We start from the raw sequence: 21,639 nt of genomic DNA on the forward strand, positions 1-21,639 counted from the left end.
ATAAGAGCTTGCTCCCGCTGGGGTGCGAAGCGCCCCCAAAACCGGTCACCCCATTTTACCTGGCGAAAACGCGGTGCCTGAATTGGGGCTGCTGCGCAGCCCAGCGGGAGCAAGCTCCCTCGCCACGGGTTATTGCCGCACGCCTAATACTTGCTGCAACCGATTTGTCACCGTCTCACTCGCCCCCAACATCGGCGCCCGCAACTCACTGCCGATCAAACCCTCCATCGCCAGCGCGGCCTTCACCGGCGCCGGATTGGGCTCCACGAACAGTGTGTGAATCAACGGCAGCAGCCCGAAAAACGTCTCGCGAGCCGCCAGCAACCGGTTGTCGCGAACCTGTCGATGCAGCGCCACAAAATCTGCGGTACGCACATGCGCCGACGCGGCAATCGCGCCGGTCGCTCCCAGGCACAGCGCGTTGAATATCTGCACATCCTCGCCACACAACACATCCACATTCCCGCTGGCCAGCAGCGCCAGGGTATTGGCCAGGTTTCCGCCACAATCCTTGATCGCGACGATCCGTTCATGGGCGACGATGTTCAGCAACGTCGCCTGTTCGAAGGCGATACCGGTGCGGTAGGGAATGTCATACAGAATGATCGGCACACTGGACGCATCGGCCACGGTGCGGAAGAACGCCTCAAGGCCCGCCTGGGACGGGCGAATGTAGCTCGGCGGCGGTACCAGCAAACCGGCCACCGCGCGTTGCAGGATTTCACTCTGGAACTGCAGCAGCTCAATCTGGTTATACCCCGCCAGGCCCATCACCACCTGCTGCGGCGGTACCAGTTCCAGTACGGCATCCAGCATCGCCAACTGCTCACGGCGGCTCAGTGCTGCGGCTTCGCCGGTGGTGGTACAGACCATGATCCCGGCCACGCCTTGTTCCAGCAGATGGCAGACCAGGCGGCGCAAGCCGATGAAGTCGATGGCGCCGTTATGAAACGGTGTAACGACGGGAACCCAGATACCTTGAAACGATGACATGCGCTTTCTCCTGATGGTTGACCGATTTCGTCACCGTCAGAAGGGCAGAGGGAAGTAAGCAAGAGGAGGGGGCCTTCGCGCTCAATGTCCTGTCAGCTCATCTGACGGGACAGCGCGCCCCGGTCACATGAGCGACTGTTTCTTCGATTTGAGGGCGTGCGCAACGCAACCTTGCGCCTTGGCAATCAAGCCAATGACGGAAAAGTTGAAGGTCGTTGCAGACATTGAGGACACACCCTGAAGAAGGCGCTTATCTTTATGGATTATTACAGGGTGTGTCAACTCACGGCGATCAGTCGCGGTTCAACCAGTGGCGCACGAAACGCACCTGCTCTGCCGACAGTTCTGCGTCTTCCGGCGCGCCCATGAAACCGCCGTGGGGCATTGCTTCAAAGATGTGCAGTTCCACCGGTACCTCGGCTTGACGCAGCGCCCGGTGCAGGCGTACGGCGTTGGACAGGAACAGGTCGCGGGTGCCGCTTTGCACGAACGTCGGCGGGAAGCCTGGTGCGAAATCCCCGAACAGCGGCGACAGGTACGGGTGAGACAAATCCGCGCCGGCGGCGTACAGCAGGTTGGTGCTCATCAGCGGGTTGGGCAACACCACATCGACGGTGCGGTTGACCTGGAAGCTGTCGCCCGATTCGGTCAGGTCCACTTCGGGTGACAGCAATACCAGCGCGGCCGGCAGCGGCAAGCCTTCGTCGCGGGCGCGCAGCACCATGGCAGCGGCGAGGTTGCCTCCGGCCGAGCGTCCGCCGATCACGATCTTGTCCGGGGTGTGGTGCTTCAGCACATGCCGGTAGGTGGCCATACAGTCATCGAGTGCCGCCGGGTACGGATGGTCAGGCGGCATGCGGTAGTCCACGCCGTAGCAGGTCAGGTTGTGCAGGTCGGCGTGCTTGCCGGCGGCGAGGCGGGCGTTTTCGCCGCCGCCGAACACCAGGGCGCCGCCGTGCAGGTCGATATAGGCGAACTCGGCCCCGTATGCCGGCGTCGCCCGGTACACGTTGGCGTCTTCCACGGTGAATGTCTCAACGTGGTCTGCCGTCTGTCCTGCCTGGGACGCCGCGTACTGTTGGGCAACTGCGGCCTGCATGCGGCGCCAGCCAGCGTGGTCATCGGGTGCGGGCAGGGTGTACAGGCTGTTCAGCGGCACGCCATCGGCGTTCACCATGCGTTGCAGCATCGCCTGGGCCTCGGGGCTGATGGACCGCGGAACCTGGATGATTCGCGGGTCGATCCTTACACCATTACTCATTCTCTGCACCGTTTGGGTTCATGTCAGGACGCGAACGCATTCTTGTCGGTAGCGGTACTACACTGCAAGTCCGAACCTCCACGCTGGAGAACACTCATGCTCAGCAAAAACACGGTGTGCCTTTGGTACGACGGCAGTGCACTGGACGCTGCCAACTTCTACGCCAGGACCTTCCCGGACAGCGCAGTGACCGCGGTCCATCACGCCCCCGGGGATTATCCGGCGGGCAAACAGGGCGATGTGTTGACCGTGGAATTCACCGTCATGGGTATTCCTTGCCTGGGGCTGAACGGCGGCTCCGGCGTGCAGCACAACGAGGCGTTTTCGTTCCAGGTGGCCACCGACGACCAGGCGGAAACCGACCGCTTGTGGCACGCGATTGTCAGCCATGGCGGCCAGGAAAACGTCTGCGGCTGGTGCCAGGATAAATGGGGGGTGAGATGGCAGATTACCCCGCGTGTACTGAGCGCGGCGATCACCCATCCCGACCCGGCAGCGGCCAAGCGGGCGTTTGACGCGATGATGGGGATGACCAGGATTGATATAGCGGGGATTGAGGCGGCGCTCAAAGGTTGATGCACCGATTGAGTCAATCGGCGCCCACCGCAGTCCGGTCCACCAGACGAATACGGTTGCGTCCGCCACGCTTGGATTCATACAGCGCCGCGTCGCCTTGCTCGATCAAGGCTGCGAGGCTGGCGGGCGGCGTGTCGAACAGGCTGGCGCCGATGCTCAATGTCACCGCCTCGGGCGTGGCGAACGCCTGCGAGGCAGCCTGATGAAACTGTTCGCGCAGGGCGCTGCCCAGCGCGACAATGCGCGCGTTCGAGGTGTCGTTAAGCAGGATCACGAACTCGTCGCCACCCAACCGCGCCGCCAGCGAATCATCGGGCAACTGCGCGCGAATCATCTCGCTCAGGGCCACCAGCAGCCGGTCGCCCGCGGTATGGCCGTACAGGTCGTTGATCAGCTTGAAATTGTCGATGTCGATCAACAGCAGGGCACCCGGCCGGGCCTGCGAGACCTCGCTCAGCAGGTTCGGCGCGCGCATTTCAAGGGCGCGGCGGTTATACAGCGCGGTCAACGGGTCGCGGGCGGCCAACCGTGCAATCTGTTCCTCACGGCGGTAGCGCTCGGTGCCGGTCATCGACAATGCAATCAGCATGATCGCCATGGCGCCTTCCACCAGCGACACCTGAATGATCTCGCCACGAAACGCCGTCAGGTCGATCAGTGTCCCCGGCACGATCGCCACCAGCGACTTGGCCAGATAGAACAGCCCGTGGGCCAGCAGCACATAGCGCAGTTGCACCGCGCCCACGCTGAGTGATCGGCCATGGGGGCGCAACAGGAAACTGGCCCGCAGGGTCGGCAGGGCAACCAGCAGCGAGTTGGCCAGCAGCATGGCCCTGGACCACGACTGTCCTTCCGGCAACAGCAGCATGGCAAACCAGGCCACGAACATCAGGTACCAGGCGCGAGACAGGCGCACCTGGGTGAAACGCGCAACGCCCAGCAGGAACAGCCAGTGGGCGGTGATCAGCAACCCGTTGGCGAACCAGATGCCGATCAACACCAGGCCGCTGGCCCGCAACAGCGCCAGGGTGCTGCCCACGCTGATGATGGCGAAACCGGCAGTCCAGTACAGCAGCGATGGCTCGCGGACATTGCGCCACTCGACGGCCAGGTACAGCGCGGCGGCGCCTGCCAGTGCGATGGTGAGGACCAGTATGGTGATGGGGTCGAGCGCCATGGGCGAACTGGCCTGCCTGAGTTGCGGTGAGACGGCGATTGTAAGCGTTTTCGCCGGTTTTTCGCAGTGCTCAGGCCCTGCGCGCCATCAGCAATACCGTCGCGGCGGCCGACAACAACCCCGCACAGCAGCGGTTGAAAATCCGCTTGCCCCGAGGCTGCGCGAACCAGCGGCGCATATGCAAACCCATATAGGCGTAGGCGCTGATGGCGAACCATTCCAGCGCCAGAAACATCGCTCCCAGCAGGGCGAATTGCGGCGTGATAGGACGTGCCGGGTCGACGAATTGCGGCAGGAAGGCGGTAAAAATCAGGATTGCCTTGGGATTGCCGGCGGCCACCAGGAACTCCTGTCGCGCCAAGGCCCACAAGCCCGCCTTGGGCGCCGTCGACTCAGCCTCCGCGTGCGGATTGGACCGCCACAGTTGATACGCCAGATAGAATAGATACGCCGCCCCTAGGATCTTGATCCCGTAGAACAACAACTCCGAGGTTTGCAGCACCACCGCCAGCCCGGCGGACGCGAGGGCGATCATCCCGGCAAAGGCCAGCAGTCGCCCGACGCCTGCCAGGCACGAAGTGCGGTAGCCGTAGCGGGTGGAGTTGCTCACGGACAGCAGGTTGTTCGGGCCTGGCGCCATGTTCAGGGCGAAGCAGGCCGGGAGGAAGAGGGTGAGGGTGGCGAGGTCCATGGGGGGCTCCGGCGGGCGCTGGCAGGTAAGGCCACGAGGATAAGGGATGTGAGGCGGTTGAACAATTTGCGCTAGTGGGTAGAACCGATGGCGCTCTGGCCATGTCTGTGAATCGCGGGTAAATAGATCGGTCACCATGACGCTCATTCGTTAATATGCCGGCATGCCAATCGGGTAAAGGAAGTTGGCGTGAAGCACGAAGCGCTTTTCCCGGGAATTAAAAATAGAGTAGGCAGGGAATGGAATATCCTTCATTTGAAAACAAATCAAAGATAAGAACCTGGTTGTTGGTGGTGTGTCTGGTATTTGGAGCATGGATTGCTTATACGCTCTGGGCCGGTCGCATTGTAATGCGAACGGTTTTAATGCCATCGATTCCCGAGTGGACGACCTATATAGTCAGTGGTTGTCTGGTTGGACTCTTTTTTGCTGCAAGGGCCACCTACTATCGTCCGGCTGTAAGAAACCCGAACCGTGTTGGAGAATCTTTTTTCGGTGGCTTTTGCCTGGGTCTGATTTTGTCCTTGCACAGTTATGACGTCGTTACGTACCTGTTGCCCGGCGACATTGTTCAGTATGCGTCACCTTACGAGCTGGTGACTCCGGGGCCCTACGTTGGAAAGTTCAGTCGTTGTGAGGCGGGTCTGCGGATTAAGGATTTAAAGACTGAGCGCTGGGTTACGCTTTGTACCACTCAGTCGGAATTCAACGATCAAAGAAAGACAGGCATGAATGCAGTGTGGGTGACTGCTCATTCAAACAAGATAGGTTCTTATATCGAGGCGTATGAATTTATTTATAAATAAATCATGTCGTCGTTGTACCAGCCTTCGTTCATAAGCCAATGACTCATTGTTGGCCGGAGGGGAAGGTTTCGGTTTGCCATCAGCCACTTGTGTCTTGCCACAAACTTGCTGCGTTGCATTCGGCAGTAGTGCGTCCCCTTGAAAGCGTCAGATGAACAGATCCGCCCCCTTGCCTTCAAAGCGCCGCATAGACAAGGGATGAAAGTCGGCGGGGGCGTGGATCAATCATCGAATGGCTGCCCGAAGTCGTGGTGACAAAACCGAAGCTCACTTGTTTTTCGGGATCAGCGAAACTGATCGGGCCACCAAGCCCGATATGGCCAAAGGTATTCGGGCCCATTGCATGGGAAGCCGTCGGGTCGCGTTGCTGCTCCAGCATGCAACCCAATCCATAACGCATGGGGCGCATCCATACTCGATCCATGCCATGACTGTGCTCACGGCGGAATTCAGTAAGCAGCTCGGGACCGATAAAGTTTCCTGCCATCAATGCACTGTAGAAACCGGCCAGGCCATGAGCCGAACCGTGTCCACACACGGCGGGTTGCCGGTAGGCCCACCAGCGAGGGTCACTGGTTCGTCTGGGCACCATTCCGGGGTTGGTGAAGGCGAGCGTCGCGATATGCGACGGCTCGTTTTTCACCACGGTTCGCAACGCCTGCGAGTAAGGGTCACCGACTCGTCCCGTGGCACTGTCGAAACGCGCGATACGGTGAAAGTGTTCTTCGTTCACGCCAAGGTGCACGTCCAACTCATGGGGATCGAGAATCTCTTCGTGGATAAACACACAGGGATCTCGTCCGTCCACCCGGCGAATCAACTCGCCGAGGATCCAGCCAAACGTGGTGGTGCCGTAGCCCAGGTCTGTTCCCGGTTCCCACCACAGCGGCTCGGCCTCCAGCAGTCGCAGCATATGCTCCCAGTCATACATCATGGGGTTATGGTCGGGCCCCCGCAGCGCCGGCAGGCCTGCGGTATGGTTCATCACCTGGCGCAGGGTGACCTTTGCTTTCCCGCTCCGGGCGAACTCGGGCCAGTAACGGGCCACGGGTGCATCCAGCTCCAGCTTGCCCGCCTCAACCAACATCAGGACGGCCACCGCGACATAGGGTTTTATTACGCAGAAGGTATTGGCCAGCGTATCGCGGGTCCAGGGTTTCGTCCCCGCCTGGTCTGCCATGCCGGCCCACAGGTCGACAACGATCTCTGCGCCTACCTGCACGCACAGGCCGGCCCCACGTTCCTGCGGATCATCGAACATGTCCTCGAAGGCCTGCTTGACCGCTTCAAACTGCTTCGCACATATCCCTTGCGCTTTCATACCTCAACGTCCTCGTATTTGAAGTGCGGCCCTTGATACTGGCCGAACACGGATAATGGTTGTGGAGGAATTCACCCACGAGACCGAGTTTGGGAGTGCTCCATGGAAAAGCGATTGGCTCGTTTGTAGGTGCCGAAGTCATTGAACCTGACACCGGCCTGGGCCATGACTCTATGAGCATAAGGTGCCGTCATCTGACGGAGATAAAACGGGTCTCTCACCACGAAGTGATGGATGCTGTGAGTGCTGCCAAAGTTAAAACAGAACAACTGGAACGGCCACAGCCACCAAGGGTTCATCACCTGGGTTTGTTGTAATGCGTTACGCGGGGCAATATCTCCGTAATAGTGCATATTTGAACTTATAAAGAACAGGCAGAACTGCCGTATCATATTGGGCGCTATAAGAATAACCACTGCGCTATTGACGATATCCATTAATTCCAGCGTCGTAGCTGAACTGTGAACCTCCATCCCGGTAATTGACCCAAGCCAGACATACAAGTGGTAGCCGAGGAACACATACCAGCACCCCCAATACAGAAGCCCGAATGGTGTATTGAGCCGAATGATCTTGCCTAACAATTTTACCTTTTGCCGCCATCCCGGGGCAAACACCGCATTTAGAAAACCAAATACAAAGCCGTCCACCAGTTTCAGTAATCGCAGTATTCCCCAAGGACTGCCGCTGGTGGTGATCCAGGCTTCAACATCAGAATCAGTTCCGGACTCCTTATGGTGATGAAAGTGCAGACTGCGTCTTAGCCACGGGCTGGGCATACCCGGGCGTGCCAGCCAGCAGAAGAGCATCATGGCATTATGGGCCAGCGGCTGTTTTCTAAAATAAAGGCGATGAATCAGGTCGTGTTCGATTTCATGAATGAACGAAGTCAGCAGCGCATTGACCAGAATACACATCCATGCGGGGATAAAACCCTTTAGATAGAGCCCTCCCGTAATGAGCATCCCTATCAGGGAAAACGCCATGACACTCGCGCCCAGAGCATCCTGGTGCTGCAGGATCGGATAACGCTTTCGCAGGTAGTTCCCATGATCGGTAATACTGCGGGTTACCTTATCAATCTTTTCCTGATCGGTAGTTGGGCGATCAATTTCGATGGCGCCTTCCAAGACATTCATCCATTCATCCTCTGATTGCATCGAGAAATTACCAGCCGCGTCAAGCCGGTCATGTCAATTATTGGAGCTGTAAAACAGTAGATACTCATATGGGTTGCTTGAATTGCACGGGGCATTCAAGGAATACGAAATCGACTTTTTTGCGAAAAGCTTGTTAAAATTCCATGCTTCAAAATGATAAGGGAAGTTCAACTCTTTGCAACTGTGTATTTTGGGTGGGTTCAGTGTTACAAGTGCGGTGTAAGGAATTGATGATTTAGTTACAGTTTGTACAAGTATAAAATGACGCTGTACAAGTATTGCCAAGGAGGCACCATGAGATTGCATCGCATCAAATATGTCCGGCGCGCTCTAAAAGAGCCCGAGGGTGGCGTAGAGAAAATAACAAGCGACGATGTATTTGATGCCGTGTTTTGCGATGAGCCGGCAGACAATGCCGCGAATCCTGCAGGCCTGGAAAGGCTACTCCGCTACCTGCAGTGCGGGGATACTGTGGTGGTGGACAGCATGGCAGCGCTGACTTCAAGCACGGAGCAGCTGTGCGCCATCATTCGCCGGTTGATTGAAAAGCAGGTCACGTTGGAGTGTTTGAACGAAAACCTGGTTTTCCGGCATGACTGTCTTGAAGTCGTGGAGTCGATCATTGCGGTAATGGAGCTGATTGCAGAGTTCGAGCGCGCTGCGATGAGGGAAAGACAGGCGGCGGGAATTGCCAGTGCAAAGAATCGTGGGACTTATAGAGGTCGCAAGAAAAAGCTGTCTGACAATCAGGTTGTAAACTTGATTGACCGGGCCACTGCAGGAGAAAGTAGATCCAAATTGGCGCGTGATTTTGAAATCAGTCGGCAGACGCTCTATCGGTACTTGAGATCCAGATAGGGGCTTCTTCAGGTCGCACGAGGGAGCGGCTGCCAACAAGATCCTACAGTTGAAAAAACCTGTCAGGACGGCATGGCCCGAAAGCGGTGGAAGTCTTGCCATCAATGATTTCTTCGCTGGCAAGACGACCTACTATCGCGGCCAACGCTCCTGCTCCATTTATTCAAGGCAGCCTTCAGATGCTGCGGGCAAGCGCTCGAGAAACTCGGCGATCTGCCGGCCACCGCGCAAGTGCACCACGGGCACCGACGGGCCTGCCGCCAACCGCACCGCCTCGATACCTGGCCGGTGGCCGCGATCAAACGTCCACACGTACTTCAGGAATGTCAGGAACTCCCGGTCGAGTGTCTCGGTACAGCCGGCGGGAATATCCGGGCGCGGGCGGTTCAGCGCACTGCGCAGGATCACCCGGGTAAAGCAGGTGAGCCGTGGCGTGTCGAGCCAGATGATCAAATCGGCACGGGGCAGGCGCAGGTCGAACGTGCGCCGCGCATAGTTACCTTCACACACCCAGCCATCGGCGGCAACGGCGTCGCGCACGCGGGTACGGAACTGCTCGGCGTCGGGTTCGACCCAGCCGGGTGACCAGAACAGGGTGTCCAGGTGCACCACGGGCAGGCCCAGGCGTTGGCCGAGGGCGCGGGAGAGGGTGGATTTTCCGCTGCCGGCATTACCGAGTATCACGATGCGTTGCATGAAGGGGCGTCCTTTCGCGGAAAAGCCCACAATTGTGCAGGTTTTACATGACCGACAAAAGCCATATGAGGTAGGTTGGGCGCCCCGGAATGGACCCTCTCGACCAAGGAAGCGCCTGTCAATGCTAAACGCCTTTTGCCAAATCAGCGAACGCCTGGACAACCGCCGGTTTATCGTCGCGGGCAACACCCATGGTGTGTCCGGTACAGGCACCGTGTTTCATTACCACGTCGATGAAAACGCCATCTGGGGCACCTACCAGGGCGGCCGGATTCGCATGGGCAATCAAGTCGGGCGCGCCACAGGCCCCGATACCATCGAGTTGCTGTATCAATGCCTGACCACCGAGGGCGAGATTCTTGCCGGCTGGTCCCGGGGCACGGTAGGCGTGGATGACGCCGGGCGTACCACCCTGGCCTTCGTCTGGGGTTGGCTGTCGGGCGCAGAGGGCGGTGGGGAGTCGAGCTACGTCGAACTCGTTGCCGAGTAGTCATGGGGTTTCGCGCCTACTGGAACCGCTCAACCAGGTAGTCGACAAAGCACCGGACCCGCGCCGGCGTGTGGGTACCGCCGAGGAACACGGCATGGATCTCTTCGCCATCGCCGGGATTGAATGCCTCCAGCAGCGGCACCAGCCGACCCGCCTGAATGGCGTCCGCCACGGTCTCGGCGCAGACCCGCGCGATGCCGATGCCCTCGGCCGCCAATTGGCCCTGGGTGTCACCGTTATTGGTTTCGACATGGCCCTTGATCGTCAGTGAATAGTCGTGGCCATCCTTGCGAAACGGCCAGGTGGGCGCCGCACGCTTGAAGTTGAAACCGATGCAGTCGTGATCCAGCAGGTCTTCCGGCACCAGCGGCGTGCCGCTTCGTGCCAGATAGCTCGGCGCAGCAATGATGACCTTGTGGGTGGCGCCCAGCCGGCGGGACGTCAGGCTGCTGTCGGGCAGCGGGCCCAATCGCACTGCGACGTCGGCTTGCCCGGCGGCGATGTCGACCACGGTGTCGGTCAGGTTGATGTCCACCAGGATGTCCGGGTAGCGCTGAATGAACTCGCCCAACAGCGGGATCACGAAGGTCCTGCCATACAGCAGCGAACTGCTGACCCGCAGGCGCCCGCGGGGTGAACTCTGGTCGGTAATCTGCTGTTCGGTTTCCCGCAGGTCCGTGAGGATCCGCCGGGCGCACGACAGATAGGCGGCGCCCTCCGGGGTCACGGTCAGTGAGCGCGTGGTTCGCAGCAACAGGCGTACGCCCAGCCGGGCCTCCATGCGGTCCAGCACCCGCGCGATGGAGGAGGGCGCAAGGTTCAAGCGACGCGCGGCCGCCGAGAAACTCGCGGTCTCGGCCACGAGGGTAAAGATTTCCAGTTCGTCCGTTATGTCCACGGGAAACTCACTTGTGCGTTTTTCGCAAAGGCCTTGAGCGGCGTAATGGGGTTCAAATCGGTTTTTGTCGGGTTCAGTATTGCGTAAAGCAATGTAATACGGAAACTCACCGGGAGAATCCCATGATCTTGCCCTACACCATCAATATCCCCGACGAACATCTTGTGGCCATCCGCGACAAAGTCGCCGCCTACGATTGGACCCAGCTTCCCGATTTGGGAGGGTGGAAGTCGGGCGTTGGCGTGCGCGACCTTCAGCGCCTGGTCTCTTACTGGCTGGAATCCTATGATTGGCGCCGGGTCGAAAAACACCTCAACCAACTGCCCAACTTCATCACCGAGATTGAGGGCGAGCACCTGCACTTCGTCCATGTGCGGGGCGACGGTTCCAGGCCGCCGATCCTGCTGCTCCATGGCTGGCCAGGTTCGTACCTGGAGTTCGAGGCGCTGCTGGAACCGTTGGCGGCTGACGGACACGATGTGATCGTGCCGTCGCTTCCGGGGTTTGCATTCTCCAGGCCGATCACCGGAGTGATTGGTCCACGTCGGGCGGCCGAACTCATGCATGGGCTGATGGCCCGGCTGTTCGGGCCAACCCGCTTCATCGTTCAGGGCGGTGACTGGGGTTCGGGCATCGCCGGGTGGATGGCCCATGATCGGCCCGAAGCGTTACTGGGGATTCACCTGAACATGGCCGACCTGCTGGCCCAGGGCACCGTTGCGGCCACGCCGGAGGAGGAGGCTTTCGTCGCCCGGCGTGACGTGCTGATCGACTGGGAAACCGGCTATAACCACCAGCAGGAAACCCGCCCGCAGACCCTGGGTGTCGCGCTGGCCGACAGCCCGGTGGGGGCCGCGGGATGGATCCTCGAAAAAATCGGCACATGGGCCGATCTGCCCACTACCGCCGATGGCAGTCCGGATCTCTGGGGCACCTTTACCGAGGAGCAACTGCTGACCAACATCATGTTGTATCTCGCGCCATCTTCCATGGTCACCGCGACGTGGATGTATCACGGCAAGCGCCTTGAGGGATCGTCAAAATTCCCGGCCGGCACCCGCATCCAGGTGCCGACCGGATTTGCCGCCTTTCGTGACCCGGTGTTCGTGCCGCCGCCGCGCTCATTTGCCGAAAAGACCTTCAACATCGTGCACTGGAGCGAGATGCCCGCCGGCGGTCACTTCGCGGCCTGGGAGCAGCCGGCGTTGATGCTGGCGGACCTGCGCGCCTTTATCGCTACGGTCTCGGCTTGATCATCAAATCCAGGTTTTGCACGGCGGCACCTGCGGCGCCCTTGCCGAGGTTGTCGAACACCGCCGCCAGCAGGACCTGGCCCGTCTCGTGGTTTTCACGCACGATCAAACGCACATCGTCCGTGCCGTTCAGCGCTTGAGGGTCGAGGTAGGTCAACCCCCTCGCAGCCTGCATCGACAGCACCTGTACGTGACGGGTATCGCGGTAGTGCTGCGACAGGCAGGCATGCAACCGCGCGGCGTCCACGCCCGGGGCCAACAGCCGCAGTTGCAGCGGGATGGTCAGCACGATGCCCTGGCGGAACGCCCCGTAGGCCGGCACAAACAGCGGCGGCTGCGTCAGCCCGCTTTGCTGCTGAATCTCCGGCACATGCTTGTGTGCCAGCCTCAGCCCATACACCAGGAACGCGGGCGCCTGCGAGCCGTCGGTGCCCTCATGTTCCTGCACCCCGGCGCGGCCCTTGCCGGAATAGCCCGAGACCGCATGAATGGTCGTCGGGTAGTCCCCGGGCAGCAGCCCGGCCTCAAGCAACGGGCGCAGCAACCCAATCGCACCGGTGGGATAGCAACCGGGATTGCTCACCCGCTGCGCCGTGGCAATGCGTTGCGCCTGTTGTGGATTCATCTCGGCGAAACCGTAGGTCCAGTCGGGATGAGTGCGGTGTGCCGAACTCGCGTCGATCACCCGCACGGCCGGATTGTGGATGCTGGCGACGGCGTCCCGTGCGGCGTCGTCGGGCAGGCAGAGAATCGCGATGTCGCAGGCGTTGATCATCTCGGCGCGCTGTTGCGGGTCCTTGCGGTGTTCGGGGCTGAGGGTGATCAGTTGCAGGTCGGTGCGGTCGCGCAGGCGTTGATGGATCTGCAGCCCGGTGGTGCCTTGGTCGCCATCGATGAATACAAGAGGATTTGCCATGGGATGCACTCGGATAGGAAATCAGGTGTTCCAATCTTCGGCGAGCCGCTAGGATAGGAAAAGTTGAATTTCCAAACGATGAAGTTCAGATTTTATGAACGAGGATTGACCCATGCGCGAAATCAGCCTGGACCGCCTGCGTACGTTGGTGGCGATTGCCGACCTCGGTTCCTTCGCCGAGGCAGCCCGCATGCTCAACCTGGCGCCACCTACCGTCAGCCTGCATATCGCCGACCTGGAGGCGCGAGTGGGCGGCAAGCTGCTATCGCGTACCCGTGGGCGGGTGCAGCCTTCAGCGATTGGCGAAACCCTGGTGGAGCGCGCGCGCCGCTTGTTGGCGGATGCCGAGCAGGCGCTTGAAGACGTGGAGCGACAGGTGCAGGGGCTGGCGGGGCGGGTGCGCCTGGGAGCCTCAACCGGAGCCATCGCACAGTTGCTGCCGCAAGCCCTGGAAACCTTGAGCCAACATCATCCCGCCATTGATGTGCAGGTGGCGGTGCTCACGTCGCAGGACACATTGAAGAAGCTGGCCGAGGGCGCCCTGGAGATCGGCCTGGTGGCGCTGCCCCAGGCACCGGTGAAGGGCTTGCGGATCGAGCCCTGGCGGCGCGACCCGGTCATGGCGTTTTTGCCGGCGCGCCGGGAATGCCCGGAAGTGGTGACCCCCGCCTGGCTGGCCGCACAACCATTGATACTGAATGACGGCACCACCCGGCTTTCGCGCCTGACCTCGGAGTGGTTTGCCAATGACGGCTACCAGCCGACGGCGCGTATTCAGCTGAATTACAACGACGCAATCAAAAGCCTGGTGGCCGCCGGTTACGGGGCCACGTTGTTGCCCCATGAAGCGTCCACGCCCTTGCACGACACCCGGATTGCGATGCGGCCGTTGCAACCGTTGCTGTGGCGGCAACTGGGGATCGCCCATCGCGCCGGGGAGGTTGAGCGGCCTACGCAACATGTGTTGGACGTGTTGTGGGGATTGAGTGCGGGGTAGGGCGTTATGGAACGACTCATACGATCAGCCTATGAATACCTTCCCGAATCAGGAATTTACAGAAACCTGAATACCGTTGAAATTAACGGCTTTTGAGCCGCCAATCGGTTTTTCAGGGAGTCTTCACCATGCCATTCACCCACACACAACTCCCTATCGTCGTCGACGATGTGCCGTTGAACATCGCCGCGATCCACCGCGCGGGTACCCTGGCGCCAATCGTGTTCCTGCATGGCTTTGGCTCGACCAAGGAAGACTACGCCGACATCGTCCAGCAACCTGCCTTCGACGGTCATCCATTTGTGGCCTATGACGCCCCCGGTTGCGGTGAGAGCCTTTGCGATGACCTGTCGAAGATCGCCATCCCGTTCCTGCTGCAGACCGCCTTGCAGGTGCTCGAGCATTTCAACATCGAGCGCTTTCATCTGGTCGGCCATTCCATGGGCGGCCTCACCGCGCTGATGCTGGCGCACCGGTTGCCGGGCCGGGTGCTGAGCTTTGTCGATATCGAAGGCAATATCGCCCCGGAAGACTGCTTTCTCAGCCGGCAGATCGTCGACTACCCGGCGGACGATCCCGAGGCGTTTTTCAGCGCCTTTATCGAACGCACCCGGCAGGCACCGGCCTACGCCAGCGCGCTGTATTCGGCGAGCCTGCGGCACAAGGTGCGTGCCGGGGCGGTGCGGGGGATCTTCCAGTCGATGGTCGAGCTGTCGGATAACGCCGACTTGATGGGCAAGTTCCTCGGCCTGGAATGCCCGCGCATGTTCATGTACGGCGAGCAGAATGCCCATTTGTCGTACCTGGCGCATATCCAGGCGCAAGGCGTGCGGTTGGCGCCGATTGCCCGGTGCGGGCACTTCCCGATGTACTCCAACCCGATCGCGATGTGGCAGCAGATTGCGGACTTTCAACACGGCTGATACCCATCGCCAACGATCGGCCAGGCCCGAAAGCACAAGACTTACGCCTCGAAACCCGGATAATGGCGGCCATATTTTGCTCGCTATTCTGGTAATCCCGCATGGAAATCAAGGTCAATTTTCTCGACAACCTTCGACTTGAAGCCAAGTTCGACGACTTCACCGTGGTGGCCGACCAGCCTATTCGCTACAAGGGCGATGGCTCGGCCCCCGGTCCGTTCGATTACTTCCTGGCGTCGTCGGCGTTGTGTGCGGCTTACTTTGTGAAGTTGTACTGCGAAACCCGCAACATCCCTACCGACAATATTCGCCTGTCCCAGAACAACATTGTCGACCCGGAAAATCGCTACAACCAGATCTTCAAGATCCAGGTCGAGTTGCCGGCGGACATCTCCGATAAAGACCGCCAGGGCATCCTGCGTTCCATCGACCGCTGCACCGTGAAAAAAGTCGTGCAGGCCGGGCCGGAGTTTGTGATCGAGGAAGTGGAAAACCTGGATGCCGATGCCCAGGCATTGCTGATGCCGAGCGCGGCGTCCGACGCGGGCACCTACATCGCGGGCAAGGACCTGCCGCTGGAAACAACCATCGCCAACATGTCGGCTATTCTGGCGGGCCTGGGCATGAAGATCGAGATCGCTTCGTGGCGCAATATCGTGCCCAACGTGTGGTCGCTGCATATCCGCGATGCGCACTCGCCGATGTGCTTTACCAACGGCAAGGGCGCGACCAAGGAAGGCGCATTGGCGTCGGCATTGGGCGAGTTTATCGAGCGGCTGAACTGCAACTTCTTCTACAACGACCAGTTCTGGGGTGAAGACATCGCCAACGCGGCGTTTGTGCATTACCCGGACGAGCGCTGGTTCAAGCCGGGCCGCAAGGACGAACTGCCGCCGCAGATTCTCGACGCGCATTGCCTGCACATCTACAACCGTGACGGCGAGCTGCGCGGCTCACACCTCTACGACACCAACTCCGGCAACGAAGAGCGCGGCATTGTTTCGCTGCCGTTCGTGCGCCAGTCCGATGGCGAGGTGGTGTATTTCCCGTCCAACCTGATCGAGAACCTGTACCTCAGCAACGGCATGAGTGCCGGTAACACCCTGGCTGAAGCGCAAGTGCAGTGCCTGTCGGAAATCTTCGAACGCGCGGTAAAACGCGAAATCATCGAAGGTGAATTCGCGCTGCCGGATGTACCGCAGGAAGTGCTGGCGAAATTCCCCGGCATCCTGGCCGGTATCCAGGGCCTGGAAGCCCAGGGTTTTCCGGTACTGGTGAAGGATGCGTCCCTGGGCGGTGAATTCCCGGTGATGTGCGTGACGTTGATGAACCCGCGCACCGGCGGCGTATTCGCCTCGTTCGGCGCGCACCCAAGCCTGGAAGTGGCGTTGGAACGCAGCCTCACCGAACTGCTGCAAGGCCGCAGCTTCGAAGGCCTGAATGACTTGCCGCAGCCGACGTTTGAAGGCCATGCGGTGACCGAACCGAACAACTTTGTCGAGCACTTCATCGACTCCAGCGGCGTGGTGTCGTGGCGCTTCTTCAGCTCGAAGTCGGATTACGAGTTCGTCGAATGGGACTTCTCCGGCCAGGGTGAAAACTCCAACGCCGAAGAGGCTGCAACCTTGTTCGGCATCCTCGAAGGCATGGGCAAGGAAGTCTACATGGCGGTGTACGAGCACATCGGCGCGACCGCCTGCCGCATCCTGGTGCCCGACTATTCGGAGATCTACCCGATCGACGACCTGATCTGGGACAACACCAACAAGGCGCTGTTTTTCCGCGAGGACATCCTGAACCTGCATCGCCTCGACGAAGCGGAATTGAAGGGGTTGGTTGAGCGTCTGGTGGAAAGCGAGCTGGACGACTACACCGACATCACCACCTTGATCGGCATCGAGTTCGATGACAATACGGCGTGGGGTCAACTGACCATCCTGGAATTGAAGCTGCTGATTTATCTGGCCCTGCAGCAGTTCGAAGAAGCCAAGGAACTGGTGGAGATGTTCCAGCAGTACAACGACAACACCGTCGAGCGCGGCTTGTTCTATCAGGCCGTGAATGCGGTGCTGGAGATGGAGCTGGACGAAGACCTGGAACTGGCGGACTACGAAGTGAATTTCCGCCGGATGTTTGGCAACGAGCGGATGGACGCGGCGATTGGGTCGGTGAATGGCAGTGTGCGGTTCTATGGTTTGACGCCGACGAGCATGAAGCTGGAAGGGCTGGACCGGCACCTGCGGTTGATCGACAGCTACAAGAAGCTGCACGCGGCGCGGGCCAATACCGCGCGCTGATCCATACCTGTCAGGGAAGATATTGACCTGTGGCGAGGGAGCTTGCTCCCGCTGGGTCGCGAAGCGGCCCCAAAAAAATGGGACTGCTACGCAGTCCAACGGGAGCAAGCTCCCTCGCCACAGGTTATTGGTTGCTTGCTCTGGCTCTTACAACGTCCATCCCAACCCCAGCGCCTTGTGCAATGACGCAAAGTCCTTGAGCAGCAGCGCATCCCCGGAAATCCGGCTTTCCTGCGCCTGGTACCGCGTACGTTCCGCGTCCAGCCAATCCAGCGTGCTCGCCGTACCTGCCTTATAACGCTGGCGCGTCAGGTCCGCAGCCCGCACCGCCGAAGATTCCACGTTACGCAGCAGCACCACGTTCTGCCGCTGGTTGCCATACCGCGCCAGGGCCACATCCGCATCACGCAACGCACTCAACACCACGCTTTTGTAATGGGCCAGGGCCTCGTCGCGCCCGGCTTGCGCACCTTTGACACTGGCCGCCACCCGGCCGAAGTCCAATGCGTTCCAGGTCAGCCGCGGCAACAGCAGCCAGGTGCCGCTGTCCTTGCGCGCCAGGTGCCCGGGATCGGCCGCCGAGAACGACAAGTCGCCCATCAGGCTGAGCTTGGGAAACCAGTCGGCGGTTTTCTCGCCGATCTGCGCGTTGCTGGAAGCCAGTTGGCGCTCGGCCACCCGGATATCCGGGCGTGCTTTCAGGATCGCCGCCGGGTCGGCAAATGGCACCTGGCTAGGGATAGCGGGCAGGGCGCGGGGAGTGTTGAGGCTCGCGTCCAACTCGCCCGGTTCCAGGCCGCAGAGCAGGTTCAACTGGTCAATCGCCTCGACGATTGACGCTTGCAGCGGCAGGCGTTGGGCCCGGGTGTTTTCGGCCTGTGTCAGGACCTGCTCCAGCTGTAACTGCGAGGCCACGCCACGGCTGCGTCGCTGCTGGGTCAGGTCCAGCGCCTGTTCCTCAATCTCGACACTGGCGTCCACCAGTGCCAGTCGCGCCTGCTGGTCACGTACGTCGGCATAGGTCTGCACCACCTCGGCTGCCAGTTGCACCTGGGCATCGGCCAGTTGCGCCTGCGAGGCGTCGTTTTCCGCCTGGGCCGCCTCGATTGCACGCCGGGTGCCGCCGAACAGGTCGGCTTCCCAGCTGGCATCAAAGCCGGCGAGGTAAAGGCTCAATGGCCCGCGACCACCGCCACTGCTGCCACCCAGCGCCGAGGTGTCGGGGGAACGCAGCTTCAGCATCGCTGCATCGCCGGTGATCTTGGGCAGGGCGTTGGCGTTGGCGCCACTCAAGCTGGCTCGCGACTGCTTGAGACGCGCCTGGGCGGTCGCCATGTCCGGGCTGTTTTGCAGGGCCTGGGCCACCAATTGGTTGAGCTGCGGATCGCCCAGGGCTTGCCACCACTGGGCGACCGCCGGTGTGCGCGGCAGGCCTATGTCGGCGTGGGGCAAGCGCCCGGCCTCGAGGGTCTTTGGCGCGGCATCCGGCGCGCCCTGGTAGTCCGGCCCCACGGTACACGCCGTCAGCAGGCCGACGGTGAAGAGCAAGGGAAGTGAGCGATAAATCATGTTCGTTGGCCTGCCTGCGCCGCGCGCTTTTTCAGGATGAAGATCAGGGGAAGGCACGCCAGCATGGCGAGTCCCAGCACGTAGAACGCGTCGTTGTAGGCCATCACCGCCGCTTGTTGGGCGATGTCGTTGGCCAGATGACTGAGGGCCTGCAGCGAGGCGGTGGACGGGTCGCCGGTTTGCGCCAGGTAGCTGGCGGTATCGCTCGCCATTTGATCCTGGGTCAACTGGGTGTTGGCCTGGATGCCTTCGCGCAACATGTCGTCGTGGAAGTGGCTGCGCCGGTCCATCAGTACGCCGAGCAGCGCCAGCCCCAAGGTACCGCCGAGGTTGCGTGACATGTTGTAGAGCCCGGCCGCGTCACCCGCATCGCGGGTTTCCACCGAGCGCATCGACAGTTGGCTGAGGGGCATCATCACCAGGATCTGCCCAAAGCCCCGCAGGATCTGCGACCAGTAGAAATCATGGCCGACACTCTGGGCGGTGAGCTGGGTGTCGAGAAAACAGCTGGCCCAGTACATCAACAAACCCACGCCGACCATCATCCGCAGGTCCAGGCGGCCAAGCATTCGCGGCAGTATCGGCATCAGCAGGAACGCCGGAATCCCCGACAGCAACATGATCGAACCCGACTGTTGCGCGTTATAGCCCGACAGGATGCCGAGGAACTGCGGCACCAGGTACGCCGTGCCATACAGCCCGGCGCCGACCGCCGTGGCGATCAGCAGCACGCTGCCAAAGCTGCGGTTGAGCACCAGTTGCAGGCGCAGGATCGGCGTACTCGAGCGGACTTGCCCGACGGCAATCAGGAAAAAGCCGATGACCATCGTGATGCTCAACCAGATGATCAACTGCGAGTCGAACCAGTGTTCGCGCTGGCCTTCTTCCAGCACCACGGTGAGTGAACTCAGGCCCATGGCCAGGCCAATGATGCCCAGCCAGTCGGCCTTGATGAATTGCTGGAGGTTCATGCGGTCGCTGGGCAGGCCGGTGATCAGCAAGGTGATCAAGGTGATGCTGACGGGCAGGTTGATGAAGAAGCACCAGCGCCAGTTGATGTTTTCCGTGAGCCATCCGCCGATCACCGGGCCCAACAGCGGACCGAGGATCACCGTCATGCCGAACATCGTGGTGCCGATTGCCAACTGATGGGCAGGCAGGCGGGTGCGCACGATGGTCTGCGCGGTCGGGATCATCGCACCGCCGGCAAAACCCTGGCCGATACGCCCGGCGATCATCGCGCCGAGGCTTGAAGACAACCCGCAGAACATCGAGAAAAACGTGAACATCAACGCGGTGCCGATCAGGAACCGGCGCAGGCCGAATACCCGGGTCAGCCAGGCGGCGAGGGGAATCATGACGATTTCCGACATCAGGTAACCGGTGGCGATCCACGTGCCCTCGGTACCGGTCGCGCCGATCTGGCCCTGGATCTGCGGCAGCGCCGAGTTGGTGATCGAGATGTCCAGGGTCGCCAGCAAGGCGCCCAGCGAGCCGGCGGCGACTGCGATCCAGTCGGTCAGCGAAGCGTTGCGCGGTTTGTCCGCGGGCACTTCGGTCAAGATGGCTTCAGCCATGGTTGGCGTCTGCCTTGTGGGTGCGGGTGTCGACTTCCACGGTGGCGGACAAGCCGGGCACCAGTGCCTGGCGCACGTCGTCATCCGGTACATCCAGGGAAATCCGCACCGGCACCCGCTGCACGATCTTGGTGAAGTTGCCGGTGGCGTTGGACGGCGGCAGCAACGCGAACTGTGCGCCGGTGCCGGGGGACAGGCTGTCGATATGGCCCTGAATATCATGGCCTGGCAGTGCGTCCACATGCACGGTGACGGTCTGCCCGGCGCGCATCTCGCCGATCTGGGTTTCCTTGTAGTTGGCGGTCAGGTAGATCGCGCTCACCGGCACCACGGTCAACAAGCGTGTGCCTGGCTGCACGTATTGGCCGACGCGTACACCGCGATCAGCGACGCGGCCATCGAGCGGGCTGCGGATCACCGCGTCGTCCACGTCCAGCTGGCTCTGGGCTTCGCTGGCCTTGGCCACGCCGAGTTGCGCCTGGGCTTGCTTGAGCTGGGCTTCGAGGGTGCCGTAGCGGGTCTGGCTGGAGCGCAACGCGGCCTGCTTGGCGGCCACGGTGCTGCGGGCCTGGGCGAGTTGGTTGTTGAGCTGCGCCAGGCGTTCTTCCGGCTCGGCCCCGGAACGCGCCAGCGGCGCATAACGTGCGACTTCGGTTTGCGCGTGCTGGGCGTCGGCCTGGGCGCCTTCCAGTTGGGCCCGTGCTTCGGCGATGGTCGAGTCCTGTTGCACCAGGTCGGCCTGGGCCTTGGCAAAGTCGGCCTCGCGGGCCGCAATCGTCGCCGAGGCTTCGTCACTCACTGCCTGGTATTTGCGCGCATCCAGGCGCACCAGCACGTCGCCACGCTTCACGTTCTGGTTGTCGGCCACCAGCACCTCGGCGACGTAGCCGTTGATTTTCGGCGCCACGCTGATGCTGTCGGCTTGCAGATAGGCGTCATCGGTGGTCTCGATAAAGCGCCCGGTGAGCCACCACCAGGCGCCCCACGCCAGCCCGGCCAACAGCGCCACGCCGGCGAGTGACAGTAGAATCCGTCGGGCTTTGCCACGTTGGCCGTTGACGGTGGTTTCAGGAATGACCTGAGGAGAGGGAGGTGCAGCGGACATCAAGTCACTCCAGTTTTATATCAGTTGGAATAAATTCGTTTTTTCGCGAATTTTTGTCAACTGGTATATTTTGGT

The 21,639-nt window shown here is 60.8% G+C and carries 20 protein-coding genes; 8 read left to right on the forward strand and 12 right to left on the reverse strand.

Annotation, left to right across the window (positions count from 1 at the left end; genetic code table 11):
• Window positions 1-129: 129 nt before the first annotated feature.
• Together dapA and HX811_RS20785 are read right to left on the reverse strand one after the other, a co-directional pair.
• Window positions 130-993: a 4-hydroxy-tetrahydrodipicolinate synthase gene (dapA, locus tag HX811_RS20780; protein ID WP_177047143.1), complete on the reverse strand. Its 864-nt coding sequence runs from the start codon at window positions 991-993 to the stop codon at window positions 130-132.
• A gap of 292 nt (window positions 994-1,285) precedes the next feature.
• The gene (locus HX811_RS20785) at window positions 1,286-2,254 is read right to left on the reverse strand and encodes an alpha/beta hydrolase (protein ID WP_177047145.1); all 969 of its coding nucleotides are present in this window, start codon (window positions 2,252-2,254) and stop codon (window positions 1,286-1,288) included.
• 96 nt (window positions 2,255-2,350) lie between these two features.
• Between HX811_RS20785 and HX811_RS20790 the strand changes: the two genes are divergently transcribed.
• Window positions 2,351-2,830, forward strand: a complete 480-nt coding sequence (locus HX811_RS20790; RefSeq protein ID WP_087695027.1) for a VOC family protein — start codon at window positions 2,351-2,353, stop codon at window positions 2,828-2,830.
• Window positions 2,831-2,843: 13 nt separating this feature from the next.
• On the opposite strand, the gene HX811_RS20795 is transcribed toward HX811_RS20790, so the two are convergent.
• On the reverse strand, window positions 2,844-4,007 hold the full coding sequence (locus HX811_RS20795; RefSeq protein WP_177047148.1) for a GGDEF domain-containing protein: 1,164 nt from the start codon (window positions 4,005-4,007) through the stop codon (window positions 2,844-2,846).
• A gap of 70 nt (window positions 4,008-4,077) precedes the next feature.
• The gene (locus HX811_RS20800; RefSeq protein ID WP_177009454.1) at window positions 4,078-4,698 is read right to left on the reverse strand and encodes a LysE family translocator; all 621 of its coding nucleotides are present in this window, start codon (window positions 4,696-4,698) and stop codon (window positions 4,078-4,080) included.
• 239 nt (window positions 4,699-4,937) lie between these two features.
• On the opposite strand from HX811_RS20800, the gene HX811_RS20805 reads away from it, so the two are divergent.
• On the forward strand, window positions 4,938-5,504 hold the full coding sequence (locus tag HX811_RS20805; RefSeq protein ID WP_177047150.1) for a hypothetical protein: 567 nt from the start codon (window positions 4,938-4,940) through the stop codon (window positions 5,502-5,504).
• 175 nt (window positions 5,505-5,679) lie between these two features.
• On the opposite strand, the gene HX811_RS20810 is transcribed toward HX811_RS20805, so the two are convergent.
• Together HX811_RS20810 and HX811_RS20815 are read right to left on the reverse strand one after the other, a co-directional pair.
• Complete coding sequence (locus HX811_RS20810) at window positions 5,680-6,825, reverse strand: serine hydrolase domain-containing protein (protein WP_177047152.1); 1,146 nt, start codon at window positions 6,823-6,825, stop codon at window positions 5,680-5,682.
• Between the two features lie 71 nt (window positions 6,826-6,896).
• A complete protein-coding gene (locus HX811_RS20815) occupies window positions 6,897-7,964 on the reverse strand; it encodes a fatty acid desaturase (protein WP_177047154.1) in 1,068 nt (355 codons plus the stop codon).
• Between the two features lie 315 nt (window positions 7,965-8,279).
• Here HX811_RS20815 and HX811_RS20820 point away from each other — a divergent pair, with 315 nt between their 5' ends.
• Window positions 8,280-8,843, forward strand: a complete 564-nt coding sequence (locus tag HX811_RS20820; RefSeq protein WP_008436314.1) for a recombinase family protein — start codon at window positions 8,280-8,282, stop codon at window positions 8,841-8,843.
• A gap of 159 nt (window positions 8,844-9,002) precedes the next feature.
• On the opposite strand, the gene HX811_RS20825 is transcribed toward HX811_RS20820, so the two are convergent.
• Window positions 9,003-9,539, reverse strand: a complete 537-nt coding sequence (locus tag HX811_RS20825) for an AAA family ATPase (protein ID WP_177047156.1) — start codon at window positions 9,537-9,539, stop codon at window positions 9,003-9,005.
• 121 nt (window positions 9,540-9,660) lie between these two features.
• Between HX811_RS20825 and HX811_RS20830 the strand changes: the two genes are divergently transcribed.
• Entirely contained in the window at window positions 9,661-10,029 is a 369-nt protein-coding gene (locus HX811_RS20830; protein WP_177047158.1) for a hypothetical protein, read from the forward strand.
• A 16-nt stretch (window positions 10,030-10,045) separates the two neighbouring features.
• Here the strand turns inward: HX811_RS20830 and HX811_RS20835 are convergent, their stop codons facing one another.
• A complete protein-coding gene (locus HX811_RS20835) occupies window positions 10,046-10,927 on the reverse strand; it encodes a LysR family transcriptional regulator (RefSeq protein WP_177047160.1) in 882 nt (293 codons plus the stop codon).
• 122 nt (window positions 10,928-11,049) lie between these two features.
• On the opposite strand from HX811_RS20835, the gene HX811_RS20840 reads away from it, so the two are divergent.
• Complete coding sequence (locus tag HX811_RS20840) at window positions 11,050-12,180, forward strand: epoxide hydrolase family protein (protein WP_177047162.1); 1,131 nt, start codon at window positions 11,050-11,052, stop codon at window positions 12,178-12,180.
• Here the strand turns inward: HX811_RS20840 and argC are convergent.
• Entirely contained in the window at window positions 12,164-13,096 is a 933-nt protein-coding gene (argC, locus tag HX811_RS20845) for an N-acetyl-gamma-glutamyl-phosphate reductase (RefSeq protein ID WP_177047164.1), read from the reverse strand. The two genes, HX811_RS20840 and argC, sit on opposite strands and share 17 nt — an antisense overlap.
• A 112-nt stretch (window positions 13,097-13,208) precedes the next feature.
• On the opposite strand from argC, the gene HX811_RS20850 reads away from it, so the two are divergent.
• The 3 genes from HX811_RS20850 (at window position 13,209) to HX811_RS20860 (ending at window position 17,313) form a co-directional block, all read left to right on the forward strand.
• Window positions 13,209-14,093 carry a LysR family transcriptional regulator gene (locus HX811_RS20850; RefSeq protein WP_003215152.1) on the forward strand — a complete coding sequence of 295 codons (885 nt, stop codon included), beginning with the start codon at window positions 13,209-13,211 and terminating at the stop codon, window positions 14,091-14,093.
• 128 nt (window positions 14,094-14,221) lie between these two features.
• A complete protein-coding gene (locus HX811_RS20855; protein ID WP_177047166.1) occupies window positions 14,222-15,016 on the forward strand; it encodes an alpha/beta fold hydrolase in 795 nt (264 codons plus the stop codon).
• 101 nt (window positions 15,017-15,117) lie between these two features.
• Complete coding sequence (locus tag HX811_RS20860) at window positions 15,118-17,313, forward strand: OsmC domain/YcaO domain-containing protein (protein WP_177047169.1); 2,196 nt, start codon at window positions 15,118-15,120, stop codon at window positions 17,311-17,313.
• Between the two features lie 147 nt (window positions 17,314-17,460).
• Here the strand turns inward: HX811_RS20860 and HX811_RS20865 are convergent, their stop codons facing one another.
• Genes HX811_RS20865 through HX811_RS20875 form a run of 3 tightly spaced genes read right to left on the reverse strand, consistent with a single transcriptional unit; the run spans window position 17,461 to window position 21,564 of the window.
• Window positions 17,461-18,882: an efflux transporter outer membrane subunit gene (locus HX811_RS20865; RefSeq protein WP_177047171.1), complete on the reverse strand. Its 1,422-nt coding sequence runs from the start codon at window positions 18,880-18,882 to the stop codon at window positions 17,461-17,463.
• Window positions 18,879-20,459 carry a DHA2 family efflux MFS transporter permease subunit gene (locus HX811_RS20870; RefSeq protein WP_003215162.1) on the reverse strand — a complete coding sequence of 527 codons (1,581 nt, stop codon included), beginning with the start codon at window positions 20,457-20,459 and terminating at the stop codon, window positions 18,879-18,881. The genes HX811_RS20865 and HX811_RS20870 overlap by 4 nt, the downstream gene beginning before the upstream one ends.
• The gene (locus tag HX811_RS20875) at window positions 20,452-21,564 is read right to left on the reverse strand and encodes an HlyD family secretion protein (protein ID WP_177047173.1); all 1,113 of its coding nucleotides are present in this window, start codon (window positions 21,562-21,564) and stop codon (window positions 20,452-20,454) included. The genes HX811_RS20870 and HX811_RS20875 overlap by 8 nt, the downstream gene beginning before the upstream one ends.
• Window positions 21,565-21,639: the final 75 nt, after the last annotated feature.

It is taken from the genome of Pseudomonas sp. F8002 (assembly GCF_013385495.1).
GTDB lineage: Bacteria > Pseudomonadota > Gammaproteobacteria > Pseudomonadales > Pseudomonadaceae > Aquipseudomonas.